This is a genomic window from Microcoleus vaginatus FACHB-2002 (assembly GCF_040004035.1).
Classification (GTDB): domain Bacteria; phylum Cyanobacteriota; class Cyanobacteriia; order Cyanobacteriales; family Microcoleaceae; genus Microcoleus; species Microcoleus vaginatus_C.
Window position 1 is genome coordinate 49,177 of the sequence record NZ_JAMPLN010000020.1, and the last position, 16,612, is coordinate 65,788.

The following is a 16,612-nucleotide window of genomic DNA, read 5'->3' on the forward strand; positions in this document are numbered from 1 at the left end:
TAAATCTGATGCTATTAAAAATGCGATTGTAAAAAACCAAGTTTATTGGTGCTCGGTAATGTGATTGACGATCGCTAAAAGATGTCAAATATGTTCTACATGAGGAGTGAGTTGATTCATTCAAAACCCGCCCTCATGTTATATTTATTTGTATTTACTTACTTAACGAGCGATGAACTTGTCAAAGCGTAGGTTATGGTTGTTGGGAGCGATCGCCCTTACTGCAATAATTATCATTACCCTGTTATTTGCTCCTGCTAACAACAAAGTCAACAGCGGTTCTACTTATAATAGAGCGCCGGACGGCTACGGAGCATGGTATGCTTTTATGTCAAAACGGGGAACCGAGGTTCAGCGCTGGCAAAAACCTTTTGAAGACTTTGCTAAAAACCAAGATGCCAAACCGCCTAGTACACTTTTACGTATTTATAGTAGCTTGATACCAGAAGTTGTTTCTGAGCCAGAGACAAAGTGGGTGGAACAGGGCAATACTTTAGTAATTTTGGGAGTTCGCACACCGGTGACACCAGCACCTTTTAGTAGCTTGCACCCAGATTCAGCCGGGGAAATAAAGATTGACACGGGGCGGAGATATCCCAGTGACAAAAAACAAGTTTTAGACGATAAATTTGGGGCAATTGTTTGGAAAAAAGCACTGGGTAAGGGAACAGTTTATTTTTCCAGCACTTCCCATTTAGCTGCTAATGCTTATCAGGATTTTCCAGGTAATTATGAATTTTTAGCACGGCTGGTTACTCAATTAGAAGGTGAAGAACAAGAAATAGAAGGGGCCCAGCAGGCTCTAGCAGTGAAATTAATCCAAAATTCGAGCGACCCCCAAAACCAGCAAACGAGTAAAATCCTCAATAAACTCTGGGTAGACGAATACATTCACGGCTACAAAGATTCAGAAGTTATTGAACGCGAATACAAGGGAAATTTATTCACTTATTTAGCCAAAACTCCTCTATTTCCGGTTTTGATACAGGGTACAATTATTTTACTCGTTGCTATTTTTGCCGGGTGGAACAGGTTTGGACAGCCTGTAACTTTATCAGCGCCACAGGTTGACAACAGCGAAGCTTACATTCAAGCATTAGCGGGTGTTTTGCAAAAAGCAAACAGCACTGATTTTGCGGTAGAAATTATCGGAAAAGAAGAACAGTTACAACTGCAAAAAGCATTATTATTGGGACAGGGAGCGCTGGAAAGTGAAACTCTAACAAATGCTTGGGTCGAGCAAACAGGGCGAAAAGCGGCAGAATTGTCAGAACTTCTGCGATCTCCATCACCTAAAGGCCGAATCAGCGATTCAGATTTGCTAACCTGGTTGGGTAAATGGCAGCAGATCCGTCAACATCTCCCCTCTGACAGGAAAAATCTAAAATGAGCGAAACAAACTCGATTTTTAAACGCCTCAGCCAAGCCCTCGACAAAATAGTTGTGGGTCAATCTTCCACTGTACAGCACTTGCTAGTGGCACTTTTGAGCGGCGGCCACGTGATTATTGAGGGAGTCCCTGGAACTGGGAAAACTCTACTTGTAAAAGCGATCGCCCAATTGATTCAAGCAGATTTTCGCCGCATTCAACTAACGCCGGATATTTTGCCGTCGGATATCTTGGGAACGAATATTTTTGATTTTGAAAGCCACAGTTTTACCCTGAAAAAAGGGCCAGTGTTTACTGAAGTTTTGCTGGCGGATGAAATTAATCGCACGCCTCCCAAAACCCAGTCAGCACTGCTAGAAGCAATGGAAGAACAGCAGGTAACGTTAGACGGTGAGACTTTAGCTCTGCCAGAATTATTTTGGACGATCGCTACTCAAAATTCCCTAGAATTTGAAGGCACTTATCCGCTCCCAGAAGCTCAGTTAGACCGATTTTTATTTAAACTTGTGGTTGACTATCCCAATGCAGCGGCCGAAAAGCAAATGTTGCTGAACGCAGAGGCAGGATTTCGCGCTAAACGCCTCGATTTAGCTCGGATCAAATCTTTAGCAACGGTAGAGCAAATAATTAGCGCCCGTCAAGCTGTACAAACAGTCAAAGTAGAAGAGAAAGTGCTCGATTACGTGCTAGCTTTGGTACACAATACGCGAAAACATCCCGATTTGGCATTGGGTGCTTCTCCGCGATCGGCAGTAGCTTGGTTGCAAAGCAGTAAAGCTCACGCTTGGCTAGCCGGCAGGGATTATACTACTCCTGATGATGTCAAGGCGATCGCACTGCCGCTTTTGCGTCACCGCCTGATTCTCAAACCAGAATCGCTGTTAGATGGCTTGCAAATTGATTCGGTAATTGCTTCGGTATTAAAACAAGTCGCTGTACCGAGGTAAACTCAAATATAACTATGACGATCGCAATCAAAATACTGGATCAGAATGATGTAGATATTCTCAAGAATGTCGATCCAGATGTCTTTGACAACTCGATCGATATCCCACGTACTGAAGAATTTTTGACAGACTCGCGCCACCATCTGGCTGTTGCAATCGATGACGATCGAGTTGTCGGCTTTGTCTCAGCAGTTCATTATGTTCATCCCGACAAGGCACGTCCCGAACTGTGGATTAACGAGGTTAGCGTAGCAGAAACTCATCGTCGGCAAGGTGTGGGGAAGCGTTTGATGAATGCAGTATTTGAGGTCGCTCGTGAGTTGGGTTGTACAGAAGCTTGGGTGCTTACCGATCGCGAAAATACAGCAGCGATGAATCTGTATTCGGCTGTTGGTAATCCAGAAACACCGAGCGATCATGTTATGTTTACGTTTCGTTTGGAGGAATCGAATTCATGACAAAAAATGTTTATTAGGCAAGTATTGTAGGCATTGAAATTAAAAATACCACACCAGAACTATGAAGAAGTCTCTAAACGAAGTCAAGAAGCTTGAAGACCTTCCAAACATTGGTAAATCAATTAGTGCGGATTTGCGAAGCATTGGTATTGAGCAACCAGATCAACTTAAAAGGCGATCGCCATTAGAAGTCTTTCACGAACTTGCTAATGTCATGGGACATCGCCACGATCCATGTGTACTTGACGCTCTCATTTCTGTCAAAAGATTCCTCAATGGCGAACCAGCTAAGCCTTGGTGGAGGTATACTGGCGAACGACGTAAGCTACTTGCAAATCATGTAAAGGGAGAAAGCAAGTGAAATTCGGATATACAATTATTTACGTTGCTGACGTACTAAGTTCATTGACTTTTTTTGAAATGGCTTTTGGGTTCAAAAAGAAGTTCATTGATGAATCAGGAGATTATGATGAACTTGACACTGGGGAAACAACTTTATCTTTTGCTACACATTCTCTAGGCGCGTCAAATTTACCAAATGGTTATATTTCGGCTGATTCATCGGATAAACCTTTGGGTGTTGAAATAGCACTTACCACTGATTCAGTAGAAATGGCACATCAACAAGCGATCGCAGCAGGTGCATTAGAGTTAAAAGCACCTCTCAAAAAACCTTGGGGTCAGATTGTTTTTTATGTGAGATGTCCAGACGGAACTCTCGTTGAATTGTGTACACCAGTATCTTAATCAGAAATTTTAATGATTCCTGCTATTCGCCTTTATTTCCTGTTAGCGATCGCAATTCCGATCGCCCTTTTGCTGGCTATGCTTGTAAATCAGCAGACAAGTATTATCGGCACTTTGCTATTTGACAGTTTAATTGTAGGTCTAGCCATTACCGACGCACTGCGCGTAAAATCTCATCGGGTGCAAGTGACACGCCATCCGTTGCACAGACTTTCGATTGGGCGAGATAATCCCGTTTTACTGTCAGTGCGATCCTCTCCGAGGGCTGCGCTAACGGCAAATCAAACAGCTAAAATTCGCCTGCGCGACTCCTATCCGCTAGAGTTTGATGTCTCTCAACCGATGCTGGAAGCCTCCCTCAATCCTAACAGCGAGGAAGAATTAACTTACACAATCCGCCCGTCAAATCGCGGAGAATATAAGTGGGGAGACATTCAAGTACGGCAGTTGGGAAACTGGGGTTTAGCATGGAACGACTGGACAATACCTGCTAGTGAAAAAGTGGCAGTTTATCCCGATTTAGTGATGTTGAAAGAACTCTCTATTCGGCTAACATTGGAAAATAGCGGCACAATGCGTGGGTTACGAAAACTTGGCATGGGAACTGAATTTGCCGAACTGCGGGAATATGGTATTGGTGACGATCCTCGCTTGATTGATTGGAAAGCTACTGCGAGGCGATCGCGCCCTTTAGTCAGAGTTTTAGAACCAGAAAAAGAGCAAACTTTGATTGTGTTACTCGACAGGGGACGGCTGATGACGGCGCGAGTGCAGGGTTTGAAGCGTTTTGACTGGGGAGTTAATGCAGCGCTGTCTTTAGCCTTGGCTGGACTAAATCGGGGCGATCGCGTGGGAGTCGGTGTGTTCGATCGGGAAATCACGACTTGGATACCCCCGGAACGCGGTCAACATCAACACTCTAAATTAATTGAACGCCTGGCGCCAATTCAGCCAGTTTTGTTAGAACCAGACTATGTTGGCGCCGTAACTAAATTAGTAAGTCAACAAACTCGCCGTGCATTAGTAGTGCTAATTACTGATTTAGTAGATGTCACAGCTTCTACAGAAATGCTTTCGGCTTTAGCGCGCTTAACACCTCGTTATTTGCCTTTTTGCGTAACTTTGCGCGACCCTCTCGTTGACAAAATTGCTCACACTTCCACCGTGGAAATTACACCTGCTTATAATCGTGCTGTAGCTTTAGATTTACTAGCACAGCGTCAGGTAGCTTTTGCACAGTTGAAACAAAAAGGAGTTTTGGTTTTGGATGCACCAGCCAATCAAATTAGCGAGCAATTGGTTAACAGATATTTGCAACTTAAGTCGCGGAATCAGCTTTGATTTTCTCAGCTTCGGAAGCATTCGCAAAGTAAGGTAAAGGCCCTTTGAGAACCGACCAGTTTTTATAGATGAAACCGATTACCCAAGGGGCTGACAAAGCAAAAAACAAGACGCCTAGCTGTATTTGAGAGCGAAATACATCTAGAATGTTTGCTGTTTGATTGTCAAAAAATGTTGTATACGACAAATTCCAAATTTTAAAAATAATATTTTCCAAGGCACTAAAAACTATTAGTATAACTAAACTGCGGGTTTTTAAATACAAAATTAAGTACATTAATATCCCAATAACTACAGATATAAAATATTTATAACCAAAAATTATAAATAACAGACAATGAGCTAAGATGGCTGGAATATTACCCCATTTGGCAGCCCATCTGTGTAGCATAATAGCTGTGAAAATAAAGGGATTAAATATGGGATATATTACACAACTATTAATCGCACTAATTAAATAGTAAAGTGCCGGATTAAATGTTTTTGAAGCTGTCATTAAAATACTAATATTTCTACGTTCTGTCAGAACTTTTTCGACAAAAGAAGGTACGAAAAAAGACAAGGGATAATAAAATACTCGGAAGACACTTATTGAAAAAACCACGCTAGCGATCGCCAGACCTACTAATGGCAACCATTGGTATCGATCGGGAACTTTACCAACCAAATATTTAATTTCAATTCCCGCTAGCTTGCATTGTCGCCACACCAAAGCCAGTAACAGAATCGATAAATAAATTCCAAATATTTCTTCAACGAATGGATCTAATGTTAGTTTACTATCAAATTTTATCCCTCGTGTATAGCCAATCATTACTATTTGAAAATAAATACCCATAGCTAATAAAAACCACCCACCAAATATCTGCCGAAGCTTGATTCGATGAAAAGGGTTGTCTTCGGGAAACCTGATGTTAGTAATAGTCATGATTTTAATTAATTACTGGACTCGATATGGCTAGGTAAAATGCGTCTTATTCCGCTAGGAGTGGACTTCGTTTGTGTAACGATTTCAAGATCCGAATTATCTAGGAACTTCAGCCGATCGCCTTTTACTGCAATACATCACCAACAGCGCAAACAACCCGATCCCAGCCACATACTTCAACGGATCGGGAATTGCCGGATTTGGCGAGAAAAAACCCTCGATGATACCAGCAATTACCAGCATCGGCACAATCCCAAATACCAATTGTGCAGCTTGAGTACCGTAAAACTTCATGGCATCAGCACGGCGATATTTGCCAGGAAAAAAAATTGCGCGGGCGATAATTAAACCAGCGCCACCAGCTAAAAAAATCGCCGGCAATTCCAGGGAACCGTGAGGAAATACAAACGCCCAAAAAGGGTAAGCTAAATTGTGCTGAGCAACTAAACTGGCGATCGCGCCGATGCTCACTCCATTAAATGCCATAATATAAACAGTGTAAAGACCGAAAACAATCCCTCCCCCAACAGCCGCAAAACATACGGATAGATTGTTAGTCATAATACCGCTAGAAGCTAAAGGTTCGATTCCCACAATTGAACCCATCCACAATTTCCCGTCATCGCGTACCGTTTTAATCAAATGTCCAGGAACTACTAGGGACAAAAACGCCGGATCTTGCCAAGCAAACCACCAAGCAATCAACGCCATTAGTAAAAAAATACCCGTCGCAGTTGCCGTATAACCAAACGTCTCCTGTACCGTAGCCGGAAAACCCCAGCGACAAAACTCCACCATAGCTTCCCAATCTTGGCGGCGCGAACCTTGGTAAATTTGGGTGTAGCCGCGAGAAGTTAACCTTTGCAAATCTTGTAACAAAATATTACCGACTTCATTTGTCCTCGCCCTAGCCAAATCCGCCGACACAGAACGGTACAAACTCGCTAATTCCCTGATTTCAGACGCAGCTAGGGACTTGAGCCCCTTTTTTTCTACTTGCTGTAAAAGAGTGTCCAACCGTTTCCAGTTGGGTTCCCGCCGCGCGATCCAACGTTTAATATTCATAAAGTTTTCACTAAGTTCTATTAGATATAGCTTAAGATAGTTGTAAATTTTCCGCCTCACACAACTACACCCATCCAGTCATGCCTAAAAACAACCTTAGTTCTTCTGGACAAACAGGCCCCTTGAGCGTCGGTAACGTTGTTAGTGCTAGTTTGCGGATTTACCGCGACCATTTTAAGTCATATTTTGGTTTGGCTTTCACAGCTTATCTGTGGTTGTTAGTTCCGATTTATGGTTGGGCTAAATATTCTGCGATCGCAGGGCTCATTTCTCGTCTGGCTTTCGGTGAAGTTAGGGAAAAGCCAGAGACTGTCAGTGATGCTCGCCGTGAGGTCAATCCTCGGATGTGGAGTTTTTTCGGGGCGGGTATATTGACATCTCTGATTTACATTGGGGTCTACTTGGGATGTGCGATCGCGCTGTTAGTTGTGGGAGTGGGGGCTGCTACTATCTTTGGGCAAAACGGCACAATTATTGGAGGTTTGCTGGTAGCCGTTGGGGTCATTGCTTTCTTAATTATATATATCCGAATTCTCTCTCGCTTGTTGATTGTGGAAGTGCCACTGGCGATCGAGAACAATCAGAGTGCTAGTTCAGCAATCAGTCGCAGTTGGGAGTTAACTAAGGGGTCAGTAGGACGCATTCAGTGGATAGTTTTTGTCGGCATTTTGGTTTCACTCCCGCTCACGATTGTTGTGCAGATACTTACGGTGATCGTTCAAAGTGTTTTAAGGGCAGTTTTGGGCGCAGAATCTGGTATATTTTACTTAGTTTATTATCTTTTGATTTTGCCATTGAGCTTTGGCAGCGGTGCGCTTGTGACTCCTTTTTGGCAGGCTATGAAAGCCATTATCTACTACGACATCCGCAGCCGCAAAGAAGGTTTGGGTTTGCAAATCCGCGATCGCTAATTCAGCCTCAGTCAAAACATAAAATTTGCTCAAATTTATGCGATTTTTTAATCGATTCACTCTCCACACTCCCGAAAGTGTAGAACTCGAATTTACCTTAGCGGGAATTGGCAACCGAGCATACGCATTGCTGATCGACTATATCATTTTGGGTTTGATCATAGTAGTGTTTCTATTAGGTATACTGATATTTAATTCACTGTTGCTTGAGACGATCGCACAGTTGCTAGGAAGTACCAATGGCTTAGAACTCTGGTTGATAGCAGTTCAGGCATTAATTGGTTTTTTCATTTATGTAGGTTACTTTGTATTTTTTGAAACGGTGTGGTCTGGTCAAACACCAGGCAAGCGTCGTGTCAAAATCCGAGTAATTAGGGATGACGGTCGTCCAGTCAGGCTTCAGCAATCAACTCTGCGGGCTTTGCTGCGGCCTTTTGACGACTTATTTTTTATAGGCGTATTTTTTATAGTGTTTAGCCCGCGGGAAAAACGTTTGGGAGATTTGGTAGGAGGCACCCTGGTAATTCAAGAAGAACAACCTCTGACAACTGCTGCATTGAAAGTATCAACATCAGCTCAATCCCTGGCGAAAAAATTGCTGATCGATACCGATATCTCCCGCCTGCTGCCAGAAGATTTTGCTGTAGTTCGAGAGTATTTGCAGCGGCGCGAAGCTATGATACCTAATGCCAGAAATGAATTGAGCAAAGAACTGGCTACTCAGGTTAAAGAAATTATTGGTTTGGGAAAACTGCCGACAAAAGTTGATGCTAATCTCTTTTTAGAGGCTGTATATCATGCCTATCAGCAGCAAGTTGACAATTAATATCAAGTCCGGTTAATTACTTATAAATCCACGGGCAGGGAGAATTAGTCATTAATCTGACTAAAGCAGAAATTATCCACTTACCCTCCTCTGATTTGTCAGGGGCAACTCTACAATAAACTCACTTCCTTCGCCAACCTGACTGACGCAGCTCAGCTTGCCGCCGTGAGCTTGAACAATTACCTGATAGCACACTGAAAGTCCTAAACCAGTGCCTTTTCCCACAGGTTTAGTAGTAAAAAATGGGTCAAAAATCTTGTCTTGAATTTCTGCAGGAATGCCAGTTCCCGTGTCGCGGACAGAGATTGTTACCCAGTCCGGCTCGCTTTGCCAACTGCGAATGGTTAATTCCCCCGGTTGGCTCGTTGACTGGATCGCATCTAAAGCATTGTCAATCAAATTATAAAATACTTGGTTAATTTGACTGGCATGACATTGGACAGGTGGCAAATTGCCGTATTGCTTTTCTATTTTGATATGGGTTTTTAGCTTATTTTGCAGCATCAAGAAACTGCTTTCTAAGCCTTCGTTCAAATCTACTGGTTTTAATTCAGCGTGGTCTAAACGAGAAAAATTTCGCAGCGTCATCACGATCGAGCGAATCCTCCCGCTGCCTTCTCGCATTGAATTGAGCAGTTTACCAAAATCTTCTCGAATGTAATCGAGTTCTAGTTCTTCATTGATTCTGACAATTGCTTCCGCTGCTTCCGGGCACGCATTTCCGACCCGTTCTAGAGCTTGGTTCAAGGCTTTAAAATATTCTTGAGCGTGAAACAAGTTAGCGTGGATGAAATTGTTGGCGTTGTTAATTTCATGAGCAATTCCCGCTACCATTTGCCCCAAACCTGACATTTTTTCGCTTTGAATCAATTGCTGCTGTGCCGATCGCAATTCTTCTAACGCAGCCTGCAACTGCTGGGTTTGAGCTTGAGATTTTACCGCAGCATCTTGGACTTGGCTGTAAAGTTCTGCTTGCTGAATGGCGATCGCCATTTGGTTGGCTATCTGGGATAGCAACTCCATTTCTTGCCGCTGCCAATTGCGGGTATCCCGGCACTCGTGAGCAATCAGCAAACCCCACAGCCTACCGGGAAATTTAGGATTATAACTTCCGGCTGTGTCGGGGGTATTTTCTTCAGTTCTTGATGTAACAATTGGCACTATCAGATTAGCTTTTACCTGCAAACGGTCTAAGAAATTGACATGACAAGGCTCTAAACCAGCATTAAAAATATCATTAATTGCTTTGACTCGCCCTTGCTGGTAAAGATCGGCGTAATCTCCTCGGAAACACTTATCAGCCCCCATATCTCCTAAAATTGAAGGCCAAGGAATGACCATATCTTCAACAACAACTTTTCCTTGCCAGTTGTCTTGAAACTGATAGATGATTACTCGATCGCACTGCAACATTTGGCGGACTTCCCTCACCGCTGTTTCCAGGATAGTTCCCAGATCGAGGGTACTGCGAATTTGGTTGCCGATCAGCCGTAGCAGCGATTCTCGTTCGGCTTGGCGCCTGGTTTTGCTATAGAGTTTGGCTTGATTGATCGCGATCGCCAATTGCGATCCTACCCCTTCTAAAAGCTGCCTTTCCCAATCAGTCCATTCCCGTTCGCGATCGCACTGATGCAAGCCAATTATGCCATTCACTTCACCTTGATAGCGAGTAGCTACTGCCAGCATTGACTTAATCTCCAAAGCTTCGGCAATTTTTCGGGTTTGTGGGTTCAATCCCGGAAAATCGAGAAACTTCGTCACTGCTAGGGACTCTTGCTGAGACACGACCGCAGCCAAATGCGGGTTGTCAGTCATCGGTACTTTCATTCCCAGTTGAATCGGATAGTCCCCCGCGTTGTACTCTCCGCGCGTGACTAAAGTTTTTTCTGTATTTGATTCTTTGACTAAAATGCTCACGCGACTGCACTGTAATGCTTGCCCCAGCAATCTGCAGGCCGATGTCAAAATTTCTTCTATGTCAAGTGTACTGCGAATTTCGTTATTAATTTGGTTCAGCAAGTTTGATAACTGAACTTGCTGCTGCATCTGCACGATTAGGGCTTTTTGTTGGTCTACTTCCGGCAGTGAAAGACTTTCTTCCTGCCTCCAGTTTTCCGATTCAGGCAACCGCGAAGTTACTCTCGGCCAGGGGTTTTCGTGTTCTTGTATTTTCAAAGACATATTTACTCAGCAGTTGTACAGTATTTTGATTGAGTCTGGTTTTATAAACCTATGCTTACCCCGCCAACAGCCCCATCGCAGCTACCAGGACTTTTGGAGTATCTTAAGACATTATAAAGGATGCAGCCTGAGCAAAGCAATTATTTGCTTTACAAATATTTATATTTAGCAAGTATGCCCTCTGTCGCCCACAATACTAATTGGCGCGTGGCATGGAACTTGGTCAGATGTCAAATAGAGTTAACCGCCCGGTTAAGCGAACAAAATTAATCTAAAATCTATCTTTAGTTCAATGTTTGCGCGCGATCAATCAACATGGAAAACTCAATAACCGACAATTTTCGTTCGCCAGCAACCAGCGACAACATTACTTCTGGATGGAAAGGTAAAGACCAGATTAAAATAGCTTTAGCAATCGGCAATTCCCGGCTGCACTGGGGATTATTTGTGGGCAAAACCCTGGAGAAAACATGGGATACAGACCATCTCAATGCTGATGCTGTTTCCCACCTCTCGGAGGGGGAAACAGCAGAATATTTGGTGCAAATAGTAATGAGGTCGATCGAGGAAATATCTTCTCAAAATCTCCTTTCTCTTCCTGCGACTACCGCTTTTTCTAATCCTCACACACTTTCTTTAGTGCCGCTGCCTCTAATTTTGGCCTCAGTAGTTACCCAGCAAACAGCAATTTGGCACAGTTATCCTGATGTCCGAATTATTACTTTAGACCAGTTGCCGATCGGGGGACTCTATCCTACCCTGGGAATTGACAGAGCTTTGGCTGTACTGGGCGCTGGCAACCAATTGGGTTGGCCAGTTTTACTTATAGATGCTGGTACAGCTTTAACATTTACTGGGGCTGATGTCAATAGGTATTTAGTTGGGGGCGCAATCTTACCAGGTTTGGGTTTGCAGTTATTGTCGCTAGGTAAAAAAACTGCTGCATTACCTTTAATCAGTTTACCACAAAATCTGCCGCACCGCTGGGCGAAAGACACTGCTGGGGCAATTCAAAGCGGAGTTGTGTATACGACGGTAGCAGGAGTCAGGGATTTTATTGAAGATTGGCGGTGTTTGTTTCCTGATAGCAAAATTGCGGTCACGGGGGGCGATCGCACTCTGCTTTTAAAATACCTCACAGCAGCCTTTCCTGATACAGCCACAGGCTTAATTGACGCACCAGAGGCTATTTTTTGGGGAATGACTGATAAGTTATGAGTCATAACTTATCAGTCATTGTTAAGGGAGAGGGATAACGGGAAATTCTTCTTCCCTCTTCCCTCTTCCCTCTTCCCTGTTTCTTCCTTACCAATTCCCAATTCACTTAGCAAATTCCCGAATATATTTAGCAACAACCTCCGGGACTTCCTGCGGCAAATTGCTTTCCCCTGGACTAACCAATTGTAGTTCGGCATTAGGAGCCATAGCAGCATAGGATTGACACAGAGACGAAGCTGCGGGCGTATCTTCAGAACCGTGCAACAGCAAAACAGGCGCTTTCAGCAAAGGCAAATTCTCATCAACTAACTCCGCTGTAATTTCAGCCCGCCGCCGCCGGAACAGCAACTGCACCGCAACTGGGGACTGAATCAACTGCTGTCTGAACTTTAGCAGTCCGTCAATCTTGTTTTGACTACCCAGCAACTTAGCAATTGGATAGATCGATCGTAGCAACCAAAAAGCGAGGGGTGGTTGACCCATTAGCCAGCTAGCCGTCTGCCACCGCCCCCGCCGGTTGCCAACCTTGACGCCTTCTGGGGCCAACAAAACCAAACCCTGAACTCGATCGGGATATTTGATAGCGTAGCTGGTGGCCACCCAGCCGCCCAGAGAGTGAGCGATTAAATAAACCTGTCGCAGCTTCAAAGTATCGAGGTATTGGGCGAGACATTCCACTTCCAGGTCGATTGAATAATGAATTTTCGGGCGTTCCGAGTCGCCAAACCCCAGCAAATCCGGTGCGAAGCAGTGGTAGTATGGGCTCAAATGTTCGATCGTCCTCAGCCACTGACTGCTGTCGTGCCAAGAACCGTGCAAAAATACTAAATTCGGGCCTTGACCGACTTCGTGCCAAAAGATTTGCCCTACAGAGAGTTTGACCCGAGAATTGCGTAGCGGTGAGTACATCCGGTTAAATATTTAGTAATAAAAAGATGATTAATTTAATGTTCAGAGATTGTGAATATAAAGTAGGAAAACATTTAAAATTAATTCCCCAGTCATCACAGACAATTTTTGACGGCGAGGTAATTTCCGACTTTTCTGAAATTTCGATGCCCCGCCGATTTACGCCAAAGTTGTCAGGCCTTGAAAATAGTCCTGTAAGTGTTGGTCGTTATCGTGGCTGAGTGCGCCCTCCGGCAGGGATGCGGGCAAAAAAGCCTCAACCTCGCTGACTTCAAGCGTATCCTGAACTTGCATCTTTCCCTCTACCTCTGCTGCCACCACGATACAAATCGAGTGCAGGCGAGGGTCTCGATCGGCCGCCGAATAAACACCCACCAAGCGACGGATTTTGACTAAATCGAGTCCTGTTTCCTCCGCTAATTCCCGGCGCACTGTCGTCGGAATATCCTCTCCCCAATCCACCATACCTCCCGGCAGTGCCCAGCGACCGTTGTCGCGGCGGCGAATTAACACAATTCGCCCGTCAGGCAATACGGGAATCACCGCAGTACCAGTGACGGGATGTCGAAAAATCAGTCCCAGGACAGTTTGTACAATTTGCCACAATCGACGCATAAACTCAAAAGCTTGTTTAGGAGATAATAACTTCAGGCCTCCTAGCTTGCAGCTCCGGAGTCTTAATTTTTAATTTTTGATTCACGCTAGAGGTCGTCTGGCAAGTCTGCTAAGATATCCGCCGCGTGAGTTTCTGGTTTGACTTTCCGATAAACCTTTTCAATCCTACCATCAGGGTCGATCGCGAAGGTCGATCGAGTAATTCCCATAAATTCTTTTCCCATAAACTTTTTGAGTCCGTAACAGCCGTAGGCGGTAGCAACTTCGGCGTTTAAGTCGCACAGCAAGGGAAAAGGCAGTTGATATTTAGCTGCAAACTTGGCGTGGGCCCCGGTCCCGTCTGTACTGACGCCGAGGACTGAAATATTGCGCGACTCGTAGTCTGAGTAAATGTCGCGAAAGCCGCAAGCTTCTTTAGTACAGCCTGGGGTATTGTCCCGAGGGTAAAAGTAAAGTACAACTCGCCGCCCTCGAAAATCGGCAAGGCTGACGACATTGCCTTGCGCGTCGGGCAGGCTGAAGACAGGAGCTATGTCACCGGGGTAAATAGTCATTTCTCGTATTTTGTCAAGAGTTTATAGAAATTTTCTGGGAGATCAAAAACGTTGCGTGCCGATCGCACCCAGATTCCCAGCGACTTGAATCCCCGTGTTCTTTTTTCTGGGTCTTGTACCGGGTGTGCTATAATCGTCATTGGTCTAAAATTGACTATAATCTAGCCAACGTAAAAACTTAACTGGATTAGTTGAGTGCGTAGTCACAGCTAACGGTGTTGCGGTTTAGCTAGGCAGACAGGAACCCCCACACTATACCGATCAAAGGTTAGTGTGGGATCAAAGGCGCGTGAGACTCCTGATTCCACCCGTTCATAATCTCATAAGCATAGCTTTGAGCCGTGGACGGGTGGACAACGAGACGAACCAATTCCTTTTATAATATCAGTGGGGCTGGACGTGTTCCTCACTTTAAAACGCCGTAGAGGGAAACGATTGGAGTACCTTGAAGGAAGTTCTCGATCTCCTTAACAGGACTCAGAAGCCTAAACCATATCGCTTGCGATTGTTGTGGGAGCGTCACGAAAGCTAAATTTGAACAAAACCTAGCTACAGAAAGAGAACTGACCGAGTACGGTAGGGCATACCGGAATTTACGCTTGGGGAGAAGACACCTATATTTTGGCTGGAGAAATCCTGTCACAAGCAAGTGACTTCGTTGAACCAAGAATCTCAGTCACCAAGAGTGCACAGAGTGTCAAACTTAAGAATCCCCGTGCGTGAAAGTCCGGGGACTGTCAATGTTTATTAGTGAGGTCAGAATGGCTAAGCGCCGCAATCTCAAGAAAGAAAAGGCACAACGAAATCAAGCATACGCTCGCAAGTTTCGCAAGCGGAGAAATCAAGATATGTTCTCCAACAAGAGAAGACGATTTGACGGCGGCAACGGCGGTGGCATGGGCGCAATGAGCGGTGGCGGCAGAGACAAAGACATGGCTGCTGCTGAAGATTAATTGAGTCAGGCTATCTGCCGAACTTAGAACCAGAGTGAAAAACACGATCGTTCTAAGGAGAGATAGCCAGCGGGAATTTGTCCAATAATTCAACGATGTTTAGGCGATCCGATCGCGCGCAGCGATAAGTGATTTTCTCACTTGTTCAAACCCGGTACCCCCGTAACTATTGCGAGCCGCCACCACTTGCTGAGGTGCGATCGCGCTGTAAATGTCTGTCTCAAAGGCTGGGTGCAAGTCTTTCCACTCCTCAAGTGTCAAATCTTTGAGGAGTTTGCCCCCCGAAAGGCAAGTTTTGACGACTTTGCCGACAAGGTTGTAAGCTTCCCGGAAGGGAACGCCTTTGGCGGCCAAGTAGTCGGCTACGTCTGTAGCATTAGAAAAGTCTTCCGTAACAGCAGCAGCGAGGCGTGAGCCATTAAACTCGATTCCTTCGCGCAACAAAATGGTCATTGCTTCCAAGCAACCCTGTACCGTTCTTACGGTATCAAACAAAGCCTCTTTATCTTCTTGCAAATCTTTGTTGTAGGCCAAAGGAAGTCCCTTCACTACTACCAACAAGGCTTGCAAGTTACCGAACACCCGCCCCGCTTTGCCCCGCACCAACTCCGGCACGTCGGGATTTTTTTTCTGGGGCATGATGCTAGAGCCCGTAGCGCAGCTATCTTTGAGCGTAATAAATCCAAATTCGTGAGAAGACCACAAAATCATTTCTTCTGACAAGCGGCTCAGGTGTATCATAATCAAGCTGGCTGCTGCGAGAAATTCGATCGCAAAATCTCGATCGCTCACTCCATCTAAGCTATTAGCATAAACCTTGTCAAACTGCAATAGTTCTGCCGTATAATGTCGGTCGATCGGGAAAGTTGTCCCCGCCAGCGCGCCGCAACCCAAAGGCGAAACATTCACCCGCTTGCAGATATCGCCGAGACGTTCCCAATCGCGATCGGTCATTTCAAAATAAGCTAACAGATAATGAGCCAAACTGATCGGCTGAGCGCGCTGCAAATGAGTGTAACCGGGAATTAAAGTTTCCACGTTACGATCGGCAAGATCGAGCAAAACCCGTTGAAATTCCCGCAATTGCTCACGAATTTCGGCGATGCGATCGCGCAAATACAAGCGAGTATCAGTGCCGGCTTGATCGTTGCGCGATCGGGCAGTGTGCAACTTTTTCCCCGCATCCCCCACAATCTCCGTCAGCCGCTTCTCTACAGCGAAGTGAACGTCTTCTGCATCAACTCCCGGAACAAAAAGTCCTTGGCGGTATTCCCGGCGGATCTGTTCCAAACCATTGACTAACTGTTCGCCTTCTGCTGCGGAAATAATCCCGGTTTTGGCCAGCATTTTAGCGTGAGCGACAGAACCAGTCAAGTCATACTCTATCAATTCAATATCGAAGCCAATACTAGCATTGAATCGGGCGATCGCCGGGTGCAGCGCCGATTCAAATCTTTGACTCCAAGTTTTTTGTTGTGTTGTCATTGCTCAAGCTAAAACTAGATTGTATCTCTCTTGCAGAATTCTATAAAACCGGTTTGTAGCAAAGACTTTAGTCTTTCCTCCGGT

General features: G+C 44.9%; 17 protein-coding genes. 10 read left to right on the top strand and 7 right to left on the bottom strand.

Going from position 1 to position 16,612, the window contains the following annotated elements:
• The first annotated feature begins 172 nt into the window (after positions 1-172).
• The 6 genes from NDI35_RS17740 (at position 173) to NDI35_RS17765 (ending at position 4,883) form a co-directional block, all read left to right on the top strand.
• Positions 173-1,390: a DUF4350 domain-containing protein gene (locus NDI35_RS17740; protein ID WP_445313887.1), complete on the top strand. Its 1,218-nt coding sequence runs from the start codon at positions 173-175 to the stop codon at positions 1,388-1,390.
• Complete coding sequence (locus NDI35_RS17745) at positions 1,387-2,337, top strand: AAA family ATPase (protein WP_445313888.1); 951 nt, start codon at positions 1,387-1,389, stop codon at positions 2,335-2,337. The genes NDI35_RS17740 and NDI35_RS17745 overlap by 4 nt, the downstream gene beginning before the upstream one ends.
• Positions 2,338-2,351: 14 nt before the next feature.
• Entirely contained in the window at positions 2,352-2,795 is a 444-nt protein-coding gene (locus tag NDI35_RS17750) for a GNAT family N-acetyltransferase (protein WP_445313889.1), read from the top strand.
• A gap of 61 nt (positions 2,796-2,856) precedes the next feature.
• Positions 2,857-3,156 (top strand): helix-hairpin-helix domain-containing protein, encoded by a 300-nt coding sequence (locus tag NDI35_RS17755; RefSeq protein ID WP_445313890.1) that lies wholly within the window; start codon positions 2,857-2,859, stop codon positions 3,154-3,156.
• A complete protein-coding gene (locus NDI35_RS17760; protein ID WP_445313891.1) occupies positions 3,153-3,542 on the top strand; it encodes a VOC family protein in 390 nt (129 codons plus the stop codon). The genes NDI35_RS17755 and NDI35_RS17760 overlap by 4 nt, the downstream gene beginning before the upstream one ends.
• Before the next feature lie 12 nt (positions 3,543-3,554).
• Positions 3,555-4,883 (top strand): DUF58 domain-containing protein, encoded by a 1,329-nt coding sequence (locus NDI35_RS17765; RefSeq protein WP_445313892.1) that lies wholly within the window; start codon positions 3,555-3,557, stop codon positions 4,881-4,883.
• On the opposite strand, the gene NDI35_RS17770 is transcribed toward NDI35_RS17765, so the two are convergent.
• Complete coding sequence (locus NDI35_RS17770) at positions 4,861-5,811, bottom strand: hypothetical protein (RefSeq protein WP_445313893.1); 951 nt, start codon at positions 5,809-5,811, stop codon at positions 4,861-4,863. The two genes, NDI35_RS17765 and NDI35_RS17770, sit on opposite strands and share 23 nt — an antisense overlap.
• 96 nt (positions 5,812-5,907) lie before the next feature.
• Entirely contained in the window at positions 5,908-6,876 is a 969-nt protein-coding gene (locus NDI35_RS17775; RefSeq protein WP_445313894.1) for a stage II sporulation protein M, read from the bottom strand.
• Between the two features lie 80 nt (positions 6,877-6,956).
• Between NDI35_RS17775 and NDI35_RS17780 the strand changes: the two genes are divergently transcribed.
• Positions 6,957-7,787, top strand: a complete 831-nt coding sequence (locus tag NDI35_RS17780) for a hypothetical protein (protein ID WP_445313895.1) — start codon at positions 6,957-6,959, stop codon at positions 7,785-7,787.
• Positions 7,788-7,824: 37 nt separating this feature from the next.
• Positions 7,825-8,613 (top strand): RDD family protein, encoded by a 789-nt coding sequence (locus tag NDI35_RS17785; protein WP_445313896.1) that lies wholly within the window; start codon positions 7,825-7,827, stop codon positions 8,611-8,613.
• Positions 8,614-8,685: 72 nt separating this feature from the next.
• On the opposite strand, the gene NDI35_RS17790 is transcribed toward NDI35_RS17785, so the two are convergent.
• Positions 8,686-10,794, bottom strand: coding sequence for a GAF domain-containing sensor histidine kinase (locus tag NDI35_RS17790; protein ID WP_445313897.1), 2,109 nt, complete (start codon positions 10,792-10,794; stop codon positions 8,686-8,688).
• A gap of 315 nt (positions 10,795-11,109) precedes the next feature.
• Between NDI35_RS17790 and NDI35_RS17795 the strand changes: the two genes are divergently transcribed.
• The gene (locus NDI35_RS17795; RefSeq protein WP_445313898.1) at positions 11,110-12,012 is read left to right on the top strand and encodes a pantothenate kinase; all 903 of its coding nucleotides are present in this window, start codon (positions 11,110-11,112) and stop codon (positions 12,010-12,012) included.
• A gap of 102 nt (positions 12,013-12,114) precedes the next feature.
• Here the strand turns inward: NDI35_RS17795 and NDI35_RS17800 are convergent, their stop codons facing one another.
• From NDI35_RS17800 to bcp, 3 genes are all read right to left on the bottom strand, one after another.
• Complete coding sequence (locus NDI35_RS17800) at positions 12,115-12,921, bottom strand: alpha/beta fold hydrolase (protein ID WP_445313899.1); 807 nt, start codon at positions 12,919-12,921, stop codon at positions 12,115-12,117.
• Positions 12,922-13,080: 159 nt separating this feature from the next.
• A complete protein-coding gene (locus tag NDI35_RS17805; RefSeq protein WP_333082715.1) occupies positions 13,081-13,536 on the bottom strand; it encodes an NUDIX hydrolase in 456 nt (151 codons plus the stop codon).
• 86 nt (positions 13,537-13,622) lie between these two features.
• Entirely contained in the window at positions 13,623-14,090 is a 468-nt protein-coding gene (gene bcp / locus NDI35_RS17810; RefSeq protein WP_445313900.1) for a thioredoxin-dependent thiol peroxidase, read from the bottom strand.
• Between the two features lie 761 nt (positions 14,091-14,851).
• Here bcp and NDI35_RS17815 point away from each other — a divergent pair.
• On the top strand, positions 14,852-15,043 hold the full coding sequence (locus NDI35_RS17815; protein ID WP_190738786.1) for an Asl3888 family RNA-binding protein: 192 nt from the start codon (positions 14,852-14,854) through the stop codon (positions 15,041-15,043).
• Positions 15,044-15,142: 99 nt separating this feature from the next.
• Here NDI35_RS17815 and argH read toward each other — a convergent pair whose 3' ends face one another.
• Positions 15,143-16,528, bottom strand: a complete 1,386-nt coding sequence (gene argH, locus NDI35_RS17820) for an argininosuccinate lyase (RefSeq protein ID WP_445313901.1) — start codon at positions 16,526-16,528, stop codon at positions 15,143-15,145.
• Positions 16,529-16,612: the final 84 nt, after the last annotated feature.